Below are 14,985 nucleotides of genomic sequence, written 5' to 3' on the forward strand. Positions count from 1 at the left end.
ACGTTCCCGGAGAGGACACAACCATCGTGGTCAGGTTCGAGGTCTGGGCTCCGAACGCGTCGTCACTGGACGTCATCGTCGACGGCCGGCGCAGGCCGATGCGCGACGCGAACCGGCCGGGGTGGTGGCAGGCGGAGGTGCCGACCGCGGTACACGGAAGCGACTACGCGTTCGTGATCGACGGCAGCCGCCCGCTGCCCGACCCGCGCTCGCCCTGGCAGCCCACGGGCCCGGACGGGCCGAGCCGGGTCGTGGACCACGCCGCGTACGCGTGGGCCGACCAGGGTTGGACGGGCAGGCCGCTGCCGGGCTCGGTCGTGTACGAGTTGCACATCGGCACGTTCACCGTCGAGGGCACGTTCGCGGCGGCCGTGGAGCGGCTCGACCACCTCGTCGACCTCGGTGTCACCCACGTCGAGGTGATGCCGGTGTCGGCCTTCCCGGGCAAGCACGGGTGGGGCTACGACGGCGTGTGCCCGTGGGCGGTGCACGATCCGTACGGCGGACCGGAGGGCCTCAAGCGCTTCGTGGACGCCTGCCACGGGCACGGCCTGGGCGTGATCCTGGACGTGGTGCACAACCACCTGGGGCCGTCCGGGAACCATCTGCCGCAGTTCGGCCCCTACTTCACCGACCGCTACCGCACGCCGTGGGGCTCGGCGGTCAACCTCGACGGTCCGCACTCCGACGAGGTGCGCGCCTACCTCGTCGGCAGCGCGCTGATGTGGCTGCGCGACTACCACGTCGACGGGCTGCGCCTGGACGCCGTGCACGCGCTCGCGGACAACCGCGCCGTACCATTCCTCGAAGAGCTGTCCGAGGCGGTCGACAAGCTCGCCGCGTCGACCGGCCGCCCGCTGTTCCTGATCGCCGAGTCGGACCTCAACGACCCGCGCGTGGTCACCCCGCGCGAGAGCGGCGGGATGGGCGTCCAAGCGCAGTGGAGCGACGACTTCCACCACGCGCTGCACTCGCTGCTCACCGGCGAGCGGCAGGGCTACTACGGCGACTTCGGCTCGATGGGCACGCTGGCCAAGACGCTCACCAAGGTGTGGCTGCACGACGGCACGTGGTCCTCGTTCCGCGAACGCACGCACGGCCGCCCGGTGCCGACGTCGCGGATGCCCGCGCACCGCTTCCTCGGCTACCTGCAGACCCACGACCAGGTCGGCAACCGGGCGACCGGGGACCGGATCTCGGCGACCCTGTCGCCGGCCCTGCTCGCGGCGGGGGCGGCACTGGTGCTGACGTCGCCGTTCACACCGATGCTGTTCATGGGCGAGGAGTGGGGCGCGTCCACGCCGTGGCAATACTTCACCGATCACACCGACGCGGCGCTGGCGCAGGCGGTGCGCAACGGGCGCCGCGCGGAGTTCGCGTCGCACGGGTGGGACGCCGCGCAGATCCCGGACCCGCAGTCGCCGCAGACCGTCCGCGACTCGTGCCTGGACTGGGACGAAGTCAAGGCGGCCCCGCACGCGGCGCTGTTGGCCTGGTACAAGCGGCTGATCGCGCTGCGCCGGCAGTGGGAGAACCTGACCGACCCGGATCTGACCCGCGTTCAGGTCACCTTCGAGGAGACCGCCGGCTGGCTGATGGTGCACCGCGGCGCGTTCCGAACCGCGGTAAACCTCGCGGACCAGCCCGCAACACTCCCGATGGGCACCGGCGCCGCCGAAATCGTCGCCACCTGGGACAACCGCGCCGAAATCCGCCGCGGCCTGGTAGGCACAACCCTCCGCCTCCCGGCAACCTCGGTAGCAGTAGTCAAAATCGGCCCCCGCTAACCCCACCCCCCACCTTCCCCAGCCCGGCCGGCGCTCGAGACCAAGCCTTCCCAACCCGGCCGGCGCTTGAGACCACCCAACCCAGCCGACACTCAAGACCAAGCCGTCCCAACCCAGCCGGCGCTTGAGACCAAGCCTTCCCAGCCCGGCCGGCGCTTGAGGCCACCCAGCCCGGCCGGCGCTTGAGGCCAACCCAGCCCGGCCGGCGCTTGAGGCCACCCACTCAGCTGTCCAGCAGCCGCTTACGCTCGGACTCGACGTCGAACGCCCCCGGCGGATACCGCAGATCAAGCTCGACGAGATGCTCCAACAACAACCGACTGATCGCCCAGTTCCGATACCACTTGCGGTCCGAAGGCACCACATACCAAGGCGCCGCCAAGCCATCACACTTCTCCAACGCGACCTGATAGGCCCCCTGATACTCCGGCCACACCGCGCGCTCGTCGATGTCCTGCGGATTGAACTTCCAGTGCTTCTCGGGATTGTCCAGCCGCGCGAGCAAGCGCTCCTTCTGCTCCTCGGCCGAGATGTGCAGGAAGACCTTGACGATGGTGACCTCGTCCTCGGCCAGTCCCCGCTCGAAGCGGTTGATGGTGGCGTAGCGGCGGGACCACACCTGGCGCGGCACGAGGTTGCGTACGCGCGCGATCAGGACGTCCTCGTAGTGCGAGCGGTCGAATACGCCGATCAGGCCGGGGCCGGGGACCTGCTCGCGGACGCGCCACAGGAACGGGTGCGCGAGTTCGTCCTCGGTGGGCGCCTTGAACGCGTGGATGTGGCAGCCCGACGGGTTGAACTGGCCGATCACGTGCTTGACCGTGCCGCCCTTGCCCGAGGTGTCCATGCCCTGGATCACCAGGAGCACCCGACGCCGCGCACCCCCGGCAACCGCCTGCGCGTACAACTTCTCCTGCAACTCGGCCAGGCGCGGGGCCATCGCGGCGATGTCGGCGAGCGCGGCGGCCTTGTCGCCGGTGAAGGCCGGGGTCGCGCGCGGGTCGATCGCGGTGAGGTCGACCGGGCCGCCGGGCAGGCGCAGCGCCGCCCGTACGGAGGGCACGTCGGCAGGCGGTCGCGTGGGCGCCCCCGCGCCGTCCGCGCCGTCCTCGGCGACAACCCGCAGCCGGGGACGCTCCTGGGCCTCGATCGCGGACTCGGCCGCGGACTCGGCTGCGGCCTCGGCCGCAACCGCGGCACCGACCTCCACGGCAGCCGCAGCCTCGCGGTCGGCGTCGGCACTCTCGTCGGCCCGTCGTTCGAGCGCCTTCGCCGCCTTCACGGCCCTGGCCGCCTTGTCGGCTTCCTTCGCGGCTTCCTTGGCGGCCTTCTTGTCGGCCTTCCTCGCGGCCTTCCGGGCCTCCTCGGCCCACTCGGCCTTCAGCGCTTTGGCGGCCTTCTCGGCGGCCTTGCCGGCCTTGGCGGCCTTGCCGGCTTTCGCGTCCTTGGCGTCCTCGGCCGCCGACCCCCGGCCGGCCCTACCGTCGCTCTTGCGTTCGGCCTTCTTCGCCATGCCGCTGCCTCCGCATCGTCGGGACTGGGTCCGATGATGCCCCAGCCGACGCCTGCCCGCCCGAGGCGACGCCCGGTCGACACAGCCCTCGCCCCGCCCCGGACTCACACGGAGGGGATGCGCTCCGCGCCCTCGCGGGCCATCGCGACCAGGCGCGAGATCGCGCGCAGGTACTTCTTGCGGTAGCCGCCGGACAACATCTCGTCGGTGAACAGCGCGTCGAACGGCACGCCCGAGGCCACGATCGGCAGCTCGCGGTCGTACATCCGGTCCGCGAGGACCACCAGGCGCAGCGCGGTCGCCTGGTCGCCGACCGGGCACACGTCGCGCCAGAAGACGCCGGTGACGCCGTCGAGCATGGCTCCGTAGCGGCTCGGGTGCACGGTCGCGAGGTGCCCGAGCAGGGTCGGGAAGTCGTCGAGCGCGGCGCCCTCAGGAACGGCCTCGGCCGCCTCGGCGACCACGTCGTCGGCGACCGGCGCGGGCGCGGCCGGCAGCCCGCGGTGCCGGTAGTCCTCGCCGTCGATCCGCAGCGCCTCGAAGCGCGCGGAGAGCCCCTGTATCTCGCGCATGAAGTCCTGGGCCGCGAAGCGGCCCTCGCCGAGCTTGTCGGGCAGCGTGTTCGAGGTCGCGGCGAGCTTGACCCCGGCGTCGGCGAGCTTGCCGAGCAGCGTCGACACCAGGACGGTGTCGCCCGGGTCGTCGAGCTCGAATTCGTCGATGCACAGCAGCCGGTGCCCGGACAGCGCCTCGACGGTGTGCCGGAACCCGAGAGCGCCGACCAGGTTGGTCAGCTCGACGAACGTGCACAGCGACTTCGGCCCGGGGGCGGCGTGCCACAGCGACGCGAGCAGATGGGTCTTGCCGACGCCGTATCCGCCGTCGAGGTAGATCCCGCTCGGCCCGGGCGCCGGCTCGCGGCGGAACCAGCGCTTCCTGCCCCCGTCGGCGTTCAGGTCGGCGGCGAACCGCTCGAGCCGCCGCACGGCGGCGGCCTGCCCCGGTTGGTTGGGGTCGGGGATGTACGTGTCGAAGCGCACGTCACCGAAGCGTGGCGGCGGGACCATCTCGGCGACGAGGCGGTCTGCGGGGACACTGGGCTGACGCCGGGTCAACGACACGACAGAGGCTACGGGCACGGTCATCAAGCGTACGGTGCGTGCAAAACTCGGTCGCATGCGCCGTCTCCTTCCCGCCCCCCATGCCCCCGCCGACCAGGACGTCGACCTCGTCGAGGCGTACGCCTACCCCCCGGGCCGGACCTGGCTGCGGGCGAACATGGTCGGCAGCCTGGACGGCGCCGCGCAGGCGCCCGACGGCCTGTCCGCGGGGCTGTCCTCGCCCGGCGACAAGAAGATCTTCGGCGTGCTTCGCGGGCTCGCCGACGTGATCGTGGTGGGCGCGTCCACCGTCCGCAACGAGGGCTACCGGCCGACCCGGCCGAAGGCGGCGTACGCCGCCGCGCGCGAGGTCGCGGGGCAGCTCCCGGCGCCGGTGATCGCGATCGTGTCGCGCAGCCTGGCGATCGACTTCACCACGCCGCTGTTCACCGAGGCGATCACCCCGACGATCGTGATCACCTGCGAGCTCGCCCGGCCCGAGGGGATCGAGGCGGCCGGCAGGTACGGCGACGTGATCCTGGCCGGGCGCGATCGGGTCGACTTCGCGCTCGCCCTGGACGCGCTGGCCGCGCGAGGCCTGACCCGCCAACTCACCGAGGGCGGCCCGCACGTGCTGGCCCAGATCGCCGCGTCGGGCCGGCTCGACGAACTGTGCCTGACCGTGGCCCCCCTGCTGACCGCCGGGCCCGCCGACCGGATCCTGGCGGGTCCCGCCCTCACCGGGGCGCTGCCGATGCGGCCGATGTCGATCCTGGAGGAGGACGGCTCGCTGTTCACCCGCTACGTCCGCGCCTGAGGGCCCGGCGAAAAGGAGCGTGGGAGGGTGGTCTCCCGGGCAGACGGGGCACAGGACAGGCACCCGGCTCGGCCGGCACCGGTGGATGAGGGAGAGTTGCGTGTACACGATCGTGCTGCTCATCGAAAAGGTCCTGAACGCGACCGACGTCAAGTTCGTGACCAGCCTGCACGAAGGCGTCGAGACGTCCTTCGCGGTGGTCCTGCCCGGCAAGGCCAACCATCGCAAGCTGCTCCAGGCCCTGGACGACGTGGCCCTGGTCCGGCTCGACGAGGCGGCCGAGGACATCGAGGAGAAGCCCGGCCCCGACGACGGCGCGGACGCGGCCCGCCGCACCCTCGACGCGAGCGTCGCCGCCCTGCGCGCGGGCGGCGCCCAAGCGGTGGGCGAGACCACACCGGGCCGCGACCCGCTGGACACGTTGAAGCAGATCGTCGAGGCGCACGGCGCCGACGAGGTGATCGTCCTGACCGACCCACACTTCATCGAAGAGTTCTTCCACCGGGACTGGGCCTCCCGAGCCCGCCAGAAGGTGGGCGTCCCGGTCCTGAAACTCTTCGCCCACGACGTGACGGAGTAAGCGCCCAAGGGGCCCGACAACGCCACCCGGTCGCCTGTAAAACCGCAGCCGGCCGGCCCCATCGCAACGGGCGGGCGGGTGGGCACCCAATCCCAAAGCCACCCAAGACGCGTCCGCAGCGCCCCGCCCGACCCACCTCCCATCAGGGCCACACGGCCACGAGTAAGGCAGAATCGCGGTGCCCGAGCGCATCCGCCCGGTCAGCCCGATCCGAAGGAGCCCGCTTTCATGGCATCGCCCGCCGAGCCCGTCGACCTTGGCAGCCCGTTCTTCGTCGGCATCGGTGGCGCCGGCATGTCCGGACTCGCCAAGATCCTCGCGATTCGCGGGGCCAAGGTCTCCGGCAGCGATGCCAAGGACTCCACGCTCCTGCTCGCACTGCGCCAGCTCGGCTGCACCGTGCACGTGGGCCACGACCGGGCCAACGTCGGCGACGCGTCCTGCGTGGTCGTGTCGTCCGCGATTCGGCAGGACAATCCCGAGCTGGTGGTGGCGCGTGAGCGCGGCATCCCGATCGTGCACCGCGCCGACGCGCTCGCGCGGCTGATGGACGGACGCCGCTCGGTGGCCATCGCCGGCACCCACGGCAAGACCACGACCACGAGCATGCTCGCGGTCGGCCTCACCTCGCTGGGTCTGGACCCGTCGTTCGCGATCGGCGCCGACCTCAACGAGGCCGGCAGCAACGCGCACCACGGCTCCGGCGACATCTTCGTGGCCGAGGCGGACGAGAGCGACCGCAGCTTCCACAAGTACGCGCCCGAGGTCGCCGTCGTCCTCAACGTCGAACTCGACCACCACGCCAACTACGGCTCGCTCGAGGACGTCCTGGAGGCGTTCGAGATCTTCGCGCACCGGATCGCCCCGGGCGGCACCCTGGTGCTGTCCGCCGACGACTCGGGCGCCCTGACCCTGCGCGATCGACTCGCGGCGAGCGCACCCGAGCTGACCGTCGTCACCGTCGGCGAGAGCGCGGACGCCGACCTGCGCCTGGTCGCCATCGAGTCGCTCGGCCTCGCCAGTCGGGTCACGGTGCGGTCCCGGGCCGACGGCGAGGAGCTGCTCTTCACCGTCGCGGTACCCGGCCGGCACAACGCGTCCAACGCCGTGATGGCGCTCGCCGTGGGCCGCGCGCTGGGCATCGAGCCGGCGCGGATGGCCGAGGGGCTGGGCAACTACCAGGGAGTCCGCCGGCGCTTCCAGCTCAAGGGCGAGGAGAGCGGCATCCGCGTCGTCGACTCGTACGCGCACCACCCCACCGAGATCGCCGCCGACCTGGCGACCGCGCGCGGCGCGGTGGGCGCGGGCCGGGTGATCGCGGTGTACCAGCCGCACCTGTTCAGCCGCACCCAGCAGCTCGGCGTCGAGATGGGCCGCGCACTCGCCGCCGCCGACATCGCCGTCGTGATGGACATCTATGCCGCCCGCGAGGACCCGCAGCCCGGCATCACCAGCAACATCGTCGCGCACGCCGCCCTCGACAACGGCGGCCTCGTCCGCACCGAGCACAGCTGGTCCGACGTCGCCGGCTCGGTCGCGTCCCTGGCCCGCCCGGGCGACCTGATCCTGACCATGGGCGCCGGCGACGTCACCCTCCTGGGCCCCGAGATCCTCGACGCGATCCGCGCCGACGCCAACCGCTGACCCCGTCCCCGTGCCCGTCCCCGTCCCCGTCCGGGGGAACGACCCGGCCCCGTTGCGTGTTGGATGTGTTCATGGCCTACGAAATCGAGAAGACCGACGACCAGTGGCGGGCCGAGCTGTCCCCCGACGAGTTTCGGGTGCTGCGTCAGGCCGGCACGGAACGTGCCTGGACGGGTGAGTACACCGAGACCAAGACGACCGGCGTGTACCGCTGTCGGGCGTGCAAGGCGGAGCTGTTCCGCTCCGACACCAAGTTCGACAGCCACTGCGGCTGGCCGTCCTTCTACGCGCCGCTCGCCGAGGACCGGGTCGAGTACATCGAGGACGACACGATGGGCATGACCCGCGTCGAGGTGCGCTGCGGGACGTGCGGTTCGCACCTCGGTCACGTCTTCGAGGGCGAGGGCTACGGCACGCCCACCGACCAGCGTTATTGCATCAATTCCATCTCCCTGACCCTGGAACCCGACCCGGAGTCCTGACCGAAGTCCCGACCGAAGTCGTGACCGAAGCCCTGACCGGAGTCCCGCGGAGTCCCGACCCGGATTCCCGGCCCCGCGCCCGCCCCGAAATCCCGGCCCGGAACCCGCCGGCGCCGGGCGATCGGCGGTGCCGATCGATGCGTCGTAGGTCACATCCCCCCATGGCCGGGCCATTCGTCCGCTATGCCTGATGACCATGAATCCGTGGCTGCCACCCCTCGCGTACTCGGTATGGACGGCGCTCGTGCTCGGCGTCGCCATCGGGTCCGCCCGGCGCGGCGGCAAACGCCCGCAGAGACAGCGCCTCGCCGAGTTGGGGCTGCGTGAGTACGCGTTCCTGTCCGGCGGCGCCGCGCGGGCCGCGGATGTGTCGATCCTGCAACTGCTCGCCGCCGACGCGCTGCACCTGAATCGCAACGGTCAGGTCCTCGCGGTCGGATCGCCCGCGCCGGGCACCCCGGGGAACGCGCCGCTGCGGGTGCTCGACGAGGAGTACGGCGGCCTGCCGCTGCGCGAACTGCGCGCGCGGGTCGCCGCGTCGGCGGAGATACAGGACGTCGGCGCCACCCTGTTCGGGTACGGGCTCGTCGCCCGCCCGGACGCGGGGCCGCGCCGGCTCCCCCGCTGGGCCCTGTTCGCGACGATCCCGCTCGGCATCGCGACCGCGATCGCGGGCTTCGTGGTCGCCGACGGCGGCACGGCGAGCGCGCTGCCGTGGGTCGGCCTGCTGCTCGCGGTGGTCGGTATCCAGGCGTGCGTCGCGGGTCTGTTGCTGGTCGGGATGTTCGGCGAACGCGTGGTTCCCGCGGCGCCGACGATGCGGCACCTGATGCGCGTACGGCGCGACGACGCGGCGGTGGCGGCGCTGGGCGCGGACGGCCTCGGCGCGGTCGCGCTGTGGGGCCTGGACCGGTTCCCGGACCCCGTGGTCAAGGAGATCTTCCGCCGCAACGCGCCCGCGCCCGACGGCCGGGACGCGGGCTCGCACTGGTGCGGCGGCACCTCGTGCGCGTCCCCGCAGGGCGCCCGGGCCGGCTCCTGCGGCGGCACCGCGGACGGCTGCGGGACGTAGCGCCGCACCGGCGGGACGGCCGGCCGGCCGGAATCCGGACGTGGCGTCCGGACCCGGCGCCGCACCGGCCGATTCGAGGGAACTCCGCCTGTTTCGGTCGGCTTCGCGCCCGTCATGCTTGCCCCATGCGTACAGCGGTGGGAATCGGATGGCGGGAAGAGATCGACCTGACCGTCGAGCGCCTGACGGGCGTCGACTTCGTCGAGGTCGTCGCCGAGAACGTGTGCGTGGACCACCTGCCGGAGTCGCTGCGCGTGCTGCGCGGCCGCGGCGTCGAGGTCATCCCGCACGGCGTCGGTCTCGGGCTCGCCGGCGCCGACCGGCCCGATCCCGCGCGCCTGGCCCGGCTCGCCGGGGTGGCCGTCGCGCTGGACTCGCCACTGGTCAGCGAGCACCTCGCGTTCGTCCGCGCGGGCGGCATGGAGGCCGGTCACCTGCTGCCGGCGCCGCGCACGTGGGACGCCCTGGAGGTGGTCGTGGAGAACGTGCGGATCGCGCAGGACTCGCTGCCGGTCCCGCTCGCGCTGGAGAACCCGGCGACGCTGCTGTCCTGGCCCGACAACGAGCTGACCGAGGCCCGGTTCCTGTCCGAACTGGTCGAACGCACCGGCGTGCGGCTGCTGATCGACGTCGCCAACCTGCACACCGAGCGGGTCAACCACGGCCTGGACCCGGCCGCCGCGCTCGCCGCGCTGCCCCTGGAGGCCGTCGAGTACGTGCACGTGGCCGGCGGCGTCGAACGCGACGGACTGTGGCACGACACGCACGCGCACCCGGTGACCGCGCCGATCCTGGAGGTCCTGGACCTGCTGTGCGCGCTCCGGCGCCCGCCCCGGGTGCTCCTCGAACGCGACGCCGACTTCCCGTCCGCGCCCGAACTGGCCGCCGAACTTGCCGAGATCCGCGCCGTGGTCACCCGGCAGGCGGTGCGGTCGTGACGGCGCGCGAGCGGTTGATGGAGCAGCAGACCGCGCTGCTCGCCGCGCTCGTCGCGGGCGGGCCGACGCCGCCCGGCTTCGATCCGGAACGCGTGCGGGTCCAGGCCCGGGCCCTCGCCGGCAAGCGCCGCGACTCCGCGCTGCGCGCCGTACCCGAGCTCGCCACGTCGCTGGGCGAGCGCTGGCCGCGCGAGTTCTTCGAGTGGGCCCTGGTCCACCCGAAACCGGCCGAGGGCGGCACACGCGCGGACGTACACGCGTTCGCGACCCACCTGCGGCAGCAGAACCGGTTGCCGTCCGCGCTGGCGAAGGTGTTCATCACGCGCAAGCCGTCCCGGTGGAGCCGGCTGCGCACGTCGATCACGCGTCGAACGGCGACGCGCAACCTGTGATCACGCGCACGTGTGGTCACTCGGCAACCCGTGATCACGCACAGGTGTGATCACTCGATGGGGGATGTGAGCACCATGGCATGGCTCTTCCTGATTCCGGTGGTCCTGGTGATCGCGTTGATGGTGTTGATCCCGTGGGCGATCCGCAAGCGCGTTCGACGCGCCTTCGACCGGTCGGGCGGCGGCTTCGACCCGTTCCTGTACGGGCAGGGCTCGCACTGGAACCACTCGTCGAGCTCGGGTGGCTCGTCCTGCGGCGGCGGCTCGTCGTGTGCGAGCAGCGGCTCGTCCTGTAGCAGCTCGTCCTGTGGAAGCTCGTCCTCGTGCGGTGGCGGGGGCGGCTCCTCCTGCGGCTCCTCCTGCGGGTCGTCCTCGTGAGCCGCGGCCGGCCGTGACCGCCGGTCGGACCGTTTCGGCCCGACCGGCAGCTCGCTCACGGCGCCGGCCGGGGCGGGTCAGGCCAGACCGGCGAGCAGCTCGCCGAGCGGGTGCCGGCGACCGGTGTAGAACGGGACCTCCTCGCGCACGTGGCGCCGGGTCTCCGAGCCGCGCAGGTGCCGCATGAGGTCGACGATCCGGTACAGCTCGTCGGCCTCGAAGGCCAGGATCCACTCGTAGTCGCCGAGCGCGAACGACGGCACCGTGTTGGCCCGCACGTCCGGGAAGCCGCGCGCCATCTTGCCGTGCTCGGCCAGCAGCGCCCGCCGCTCGGCGTCCTCCAGCAGGTACCACTCGTACGAGCGCACGAACGGGTACACCGCGACGTAGTCGCGCGGGGTCTCGTCGGCCAGGAACGCCGGGATGTGGCTCTTGTTGAACTCGGCCGGACGGTGCAGCGCCATGTTCGACCACACCGGTTCCAGCAGCCGCCCGAGGCCGGTGCGACGGAAGCGGTTGTACGCCTCCTGAAGCGCGTCCGAGTCCTCGGCGTGCCACCAGATCATGATGTCCGCGTCGGCGCGCAGGCCCGAGACGTCGTACGTACCGCGCACCACGACGTCCTTGTCGAGCAGTTGCTCGAAGAGCTGCTCGACCTCGCCCGCCAGGCTCGCCCGGCTGCCGGGCAACGGCTCGCGGAGTCGGAAGACCGACCACATCGTGTACCTGATGACCTGGTTGAGGTCGCGCGCCTTCTTGCGCGCCGGGGCGGGGCCGCCCTCGGGTGCCGGGACGTCGTCGTCGATCGCGGCGTCGGGCAGGGCGCCGTCGACCGGTTCCGGGAGATTCTGCGCGGTGCTTTGCGTCATGGGTAGATTCTCCCTCGCTCGCGCGCGCGGTCAGCGCACGGGGCGGGTGACCTGCGTCGCGAATCGCGCCAGGACCGCGCCCGCGGCCCTGGTCGCGCTCGCGACGCAGGCCGGGATCCCGACGCCCTCGTACACCGCGCCGCACACCGCGAGGCCCGGTAGCCGGTCGACCGCGTCGCGCACGCACGCGATCCGGCCGAGGTGGCCGACCGCGTACTGCGGCAGCCCGCCGCCCCACCGGGAGACCAGGGCGTCGATCGGCTCGGCGGCCAGCCCGATCGCGTCGCGCAGATCGGCGAGCGAATCGGCGACGAGGTCGGCGTCCGCGCGCTGGAGCACGGCCTCCTCGCCCACCCGGCCGAGCGAGGTGCGCAGCACGAACGTGTCCGGATCCGCGTCGGCGATCCAGCCCCACTTGTTCGACGCGAACGTGCTCGCCTTGATCCGCCGACCGTCGATCGGCGGGACCAGGAACCCGCTCCCGCTCGGCGCCGCGTCGAGGTCGGACCGCCGGAACGCGAGCGTGACCAGGGCCATCCCCGCGTACTCGATCGAGGACAGCTCCACCGCCGCGACCGTCGAGTGCGGGCGCAGCAGCCTGGCCGCGGGCGCGGCCGGCACCGCGAGCACCACGGCGTCGGCCTCGATCGCGGCGGGCGCGCTCGTGGGCCCGGTCACCACGCGCCATCCGGTGGGCGTACGGTCCAGCTCGCGCACCGTCGTGCGGGTCCTGATCTCGCCGCGTCCGGTGGCCACCACCGCCCCCGCGACCGCGACCGGCAGCCGGCCGATGCCGCCGCGGATGCCCATGAACACCGGGCCCTGCGGCTTGTCGGCGGCGGCATCGAGCAGCCCGCGCACCCCGGCGACGAGCGAGCCGCCCTCGCGCGCGATCGGCAGCAGCTGCGGGACGGCGGCGGCGAGCGAGATGTCGTACGCGTTGCCCGCGTACACGCCGCCGAGCAGCGGCTCGACCAGCCGGTCCACCACCTCGTGGCCGAGCCGCTCGGCCACGTAGCGGCCCACCGCGACATCGTCCTCGTAGCGGTGGGTGGCGAGCGCGTGGTCCAGCGGGATCCGGGCCAGGCCCGCGGCGGAGAGCACGCCGCTCGCCGCCAACGGCTCCAGGTCGCCGGGCACACCCATGACGTGTCCGCGCGGCATCGGCCGCAACGCACCGCGCGTCCACAGCGAGGCGCTCGCGGTGGTCGGCGGCTGGAGATCGTCGGCGAGGCCGACCTCGCGAGCGAGGTCGATCGACTCGGTGCGCCGCGCGAGCATCGATTCCGCGCCCTCGTCCACCGCTACGCCCGCGATCGTGGTGGCATGCAGCTTGCCACCGACCCGGGCCGACCCCTCGAGCACCGTGACGGTAAGCGCGGGATCGCCATCCCTGAGCAGGATCCAAGCAGCCGTCAGACCGGCAATACCGCCACCCACGACAACAACATGACGACCGTGTCCCACCGGCGAACTGTCCACACCGCACCTTCTCACGACGCCACCCCAGAGCACGGAACACGCCCCATCGACGCAACAAAACCCGAACCCCACCCCGCCCGACGCATGAAGCCACCTCAACCAAAGACCAGCCAAATCAAGCCCGTCCGATTCCTAATCTTGTTGTCAAGCGGCGAGTGTGACGGGTGGTGTGGGCTCGTAGCACCGTCCGTCACGCAGCAGGGCCCACAGGACGTTGACGCGACGGCGGGCCAGAGCAAGGACTGCCTGGGTGTGCCGCTTGCCCTCGGCCCGCTTGCGGTCGTAGAAGCGGCGGGACTCGTCGCAGTACCGGATGCTGATCAGCGCGGAGGTGTAGAACACGCGTTGGAGGCGCCGGTTGTAGCGCTGGGGGCGGTGGAGGTTGCCGCTGACCTTGCCCGAGTCGCGCGGGGCCGGGGCGACGCCGGCGAACGCGGCGAGGCGGTCGGGGGTGGCGAACGCGCTCATGTCGCCGCCGGTCGCGGCGAGGAACTCGGCGCCGAGCAACGGCCCGATGCCGGGCATGCTCGTGATCACGGCGGCGTGTTCGTGCTCGCGAAACCGGCCCTCGACGAGCTTGTCCGTCTCGGCGATCCGCTCGTTGAGGGCCATCACCTCCCTGGCCAACGTGTGGACCAGCCGTGCTGTGATCTTCTCGCCCGGCACCGCGGTGTGTTGGCGCTCGGCCGCTGCGACGGCGCCGGCGGCGAGCTGCGCGGCATTGCGAACCTTGCGGTTGTGCAGCCAGGTCTCCAGTCGCCGGGCGCCCGCGCGGCGGATCGCCGCCGGGGTCTGATAACCCGTCAGGAGAACCAACGGTCCGACATTGGTGAGGTCCAACTCCCTTTCCAAGGCCGGGAATATTCCGGTCAGCAGGGCTCGGAGGCGGTTGATCGAGCGGGTGCGGTCGGCGGCGAGGTCCATACGGTGGGCGGTGAGGAGCCCCAGCTCGACGGTGAGCTCGTCGCCGGGCCGCAGCGGGTGCAGGTCGCGGCGGACGCGGGCCTGGTCGGCGATGATCGCCGCGTCCTTCGCGTCGGTCTTGCCCTCGCCCCGGTAGCCGTCGGCCGCACGGTTGACGACCCGGCCGGGAATGTAGAGGAGGTGCTGGTCGTGGTTGACGAGCAGCGCGATGAGCAGGCCCGCGGCGCCGTCCGTGAGGTCGACGGCCCACACCACGTCCGTGTCCAGGGCCAGGACGTCCGCCACCAGGTCGAGCAAAACCGGCTCGTCGTTGGCCACCCGGCGCGAGAGCAGCCGCTTCCCGTTCTCGTCGATCGCCACGCAGTGGTGGTGGGTCTTCCCCGCGTCCACCCCGGCCCAGATCCTCGCCACAAGCGCCTCCGCAAGTCTGTCGGTTCGTGTTGTCCCGCAGACGACCTCGCCGTCGAGTCCCTACACAGCGACCGAATCGCAGTTCCTAATCAGCGGCCGAGTCGTCGCGGGGTGCCGGGCGGCAAATCGAACAAAGCCACGATCGGCAGACGCCTGAAAGCCACACCCGGCACCCCTGGGTGGGAGAACCCTACGAATGGCTCGCCCTGCCCATCAACAAGGTAGGGACGCCTGAGGCCACCTCGACCGAAAGCCGCCCAAATCAAGCCCGTCCGGCGCTTGAGGCCACCTCGACCGAAAGCCAGCCAAATCAAGCCCGTCCGGCGCTTGAGGACAAGCCGGCCACAGGCCGCCCCACCCAGCCCGGCCGGCCGGCGCTTGAGGCCACCTCGACCGAAAGCCAGCCAAATCAAGCCCGTCCGGCGCTTGAGGACAAGCCGGCCACAGGCCGCCCCACCCAGCCCGGCCGGCGCTTGAGGCCACCTCAACCGAAGACCGGCCAAATCAAGCCCGTCCGGCGCTTGAGGACAAGCCAGCCACAGGCCGCCCCACCCAGCCCGGCCGGCGCTTGAGGCCACCTCGACCGAAGACCGGCC

The 14,985-nt window shown here is 72.2% G+C and carries 12 protein-coding genes and 1 pseudogene; 7 read left to right on the forward strand and 6 right to left on the reverse strand.

The features are described 5' to 3' along the window. Positions 1 to 26 precede the first annotated feature (26 nt). Positions 27 to 1,787: a malto-oligosyltrehalose trehalohydrolase gene (treZ, locus tag OG928_RS08590; RefSeq protein WP_406281196.1), complete on the forward strand. Its 1,761-nt coding sequence runs from the start codon at positions 27 to 29 to the stop codon at positions 1,785 to 1,787. 223 nt (positions 1,788 to 2,010) lie between these two features. Here treZ and OG928_RS08595 read toward each other — a convergent pair whose 3' ends face one another. Continuing rightward, on the reverse strand, positions 2,011 to 2,913 hold the full coding sequence (locus OG928_RS08595; RefSeq protein WP_406290857.1) for a PPK2 family polyphosphate kinase: 903 nt from the start codon (positions 2,911 to 2,913) through the stop codon (positions 2,011 to 2,013). Between the two features lie 491 nt (positions 2,914 to 3,404). Beyond that, on the reverse strand, positions 3,405 to 4,445 hold the full coding sequence (gene zapE, locus OG928_RS08600) for a cell division protein ZapE (RefSeq protein ID WP_406281198.1): 1,041 nt from the start codon (positions 4,443 to 4,445) through the stop codon (positions 3,405 to 3,407). 31 nt (positions 4,446 to 4,476) lie between these two features. Between zapE and OG928_RS08605 the strand changes: the two genes are divergently transcribed. The 6 genes and pseudogenes from OG928_RS08605 to OG928_RS08630 all read left to right on the forward strand — a co-directional run bounded on the left by OG928_RS08605 (position 4,477) and on the right by OG928_RS08630 (position 10,325). Further along, the gene (locus tag OG928_RS08605; RefSeq protein WP_406281200.1) at positions 4,477 to 5,217 is read left to right on the forward strand and encodes a pyrimidine reductase family protein; all 741 of its coding nucleotides are present in this window, start codon (positions 4,477 to 4,479) and stop codon (positions 5,215 to 5,217) included. Between the two features lie 100 nt (positions 5,218 to 5,317). Next, on the forward strand, positions 5,318 to 5,797 hold the full coding sequence (locus OG928_RS08610; RefSeq protein WP_406281202.1) for an indole-3-glycerol phosphate synthase: 480 nt from the start codon (positions 5,318 to 5,320) through the stop codon (positions 5,795 to 5,797). Positions 5,798 to 6,025: 228 nt separating this feature from the next. Beyond that, entirely contained in the window at positions 6,026 to 7,441 is a 1,416-nt protein-coding gene (murC, locus tag OG928_RS08615; RefSeq protein ID WP_406281204.1) for a UDP-N-acetylmuramate--L-alanine ligase, read from the forward strand. Positions 7,442 to 7,512: 71 nt separating this feature from the next. Next, entirely contained in the window at positions 7,513 to 7,923 is a 411-nt protein-coding gene (msrB, locus tag OG928_RS08620) for a peptide-methionine (R)-S-oxide reductase MsrB (RefSeq protein ID WP_406281206.1), read from the forward strand. A gap of 190 nt (positions 7,924 to 8,113) precedes the next feature. Further along, positions 8,114 to 8,995: a TIGR04222 domain-containing membrane protein gene (locus OG928_RS08625; RefSeq protein ID WP_406281208.1), complete on the forward strand. Its 882-nt coding sequence runs from the start codon at positions 8,114 to 8,116 to the stop codon at positions 8,993 to 8,995. Positions 8,996 to 9,120: 125 nt separating this feature from the next. Then, a pseudogene (locus OG928_RS08630) lies at positions 9,121 to 10,325 on the forward strand (DUF692 domain-containing protein). A 50-nt stretch (positions 10,326 to 10,375) separates the two neighbouring features. Here the strand turns inward: OG928_RS08630 and OG928_RS08635 are convergent. The 4 genes from OG928_RS08635 to OG928_RS08650 form a co-directional block, all read right to left on the reverse strand. Continuing rightward, a complete protein-coding gene (locus tag OG928_RS08635) occupies positions 10,376 to 10,762 on the reverse strand; it encodes a hypothetical protein (protein WP_406281210.1) in 387 nt (128 codons plus the stop codon). 18 nt (positions 10,763 to 10,780) lie between these two features. Beyond that, complete coding sequence (hemQ, locus tag OG928_RS08640) at positions 10,781 to 11,509, reverse strand: hydrogen peroxide-dependent heme synthase (protein WP_406290859.1); 729 nt, start codon at positions 11,507 to 11,509, stop codon at positions 10,781 to 10,783. 93 nt (positions 11,510 to 11,602) lie between these two features. Further along, complete coding sequence (gene hemG, locus OG928_RS08645) at positions 11,603 to 13,012, reverse strand: protoporphyrinogen oxidase (protein WP_406281212.1); 1,410 nt, start codon at positions 13,010 to 13,012, stop codon at positions 11,603 to 11,605. Positions 13,013 to 13,198: 186 nt separating this feature from the next. Next, positions 13,199 to 14,389 (reverse strand): IS110 family transposase, encoded by a 1,191-nt coding sequence (locus OG928_RS08650; protein ID WP_331765748.1) that lies wholly within the window; start codon positions 14,387 to 14,389, stop codon positions 13,199 to 13,201. Between the last annotated feature and the right edge of the window lie 596 nt (positions 14,390 to 14,985).

The sequence above is a fragment of the Embleya sp. NBC_00896 genome, assembly GCF_045207785.1.
Lineage (GTDB): Bacteria > Actinomycetota > Actinomycetes > Streptomycetales > Streptomycetaceae > Embleya.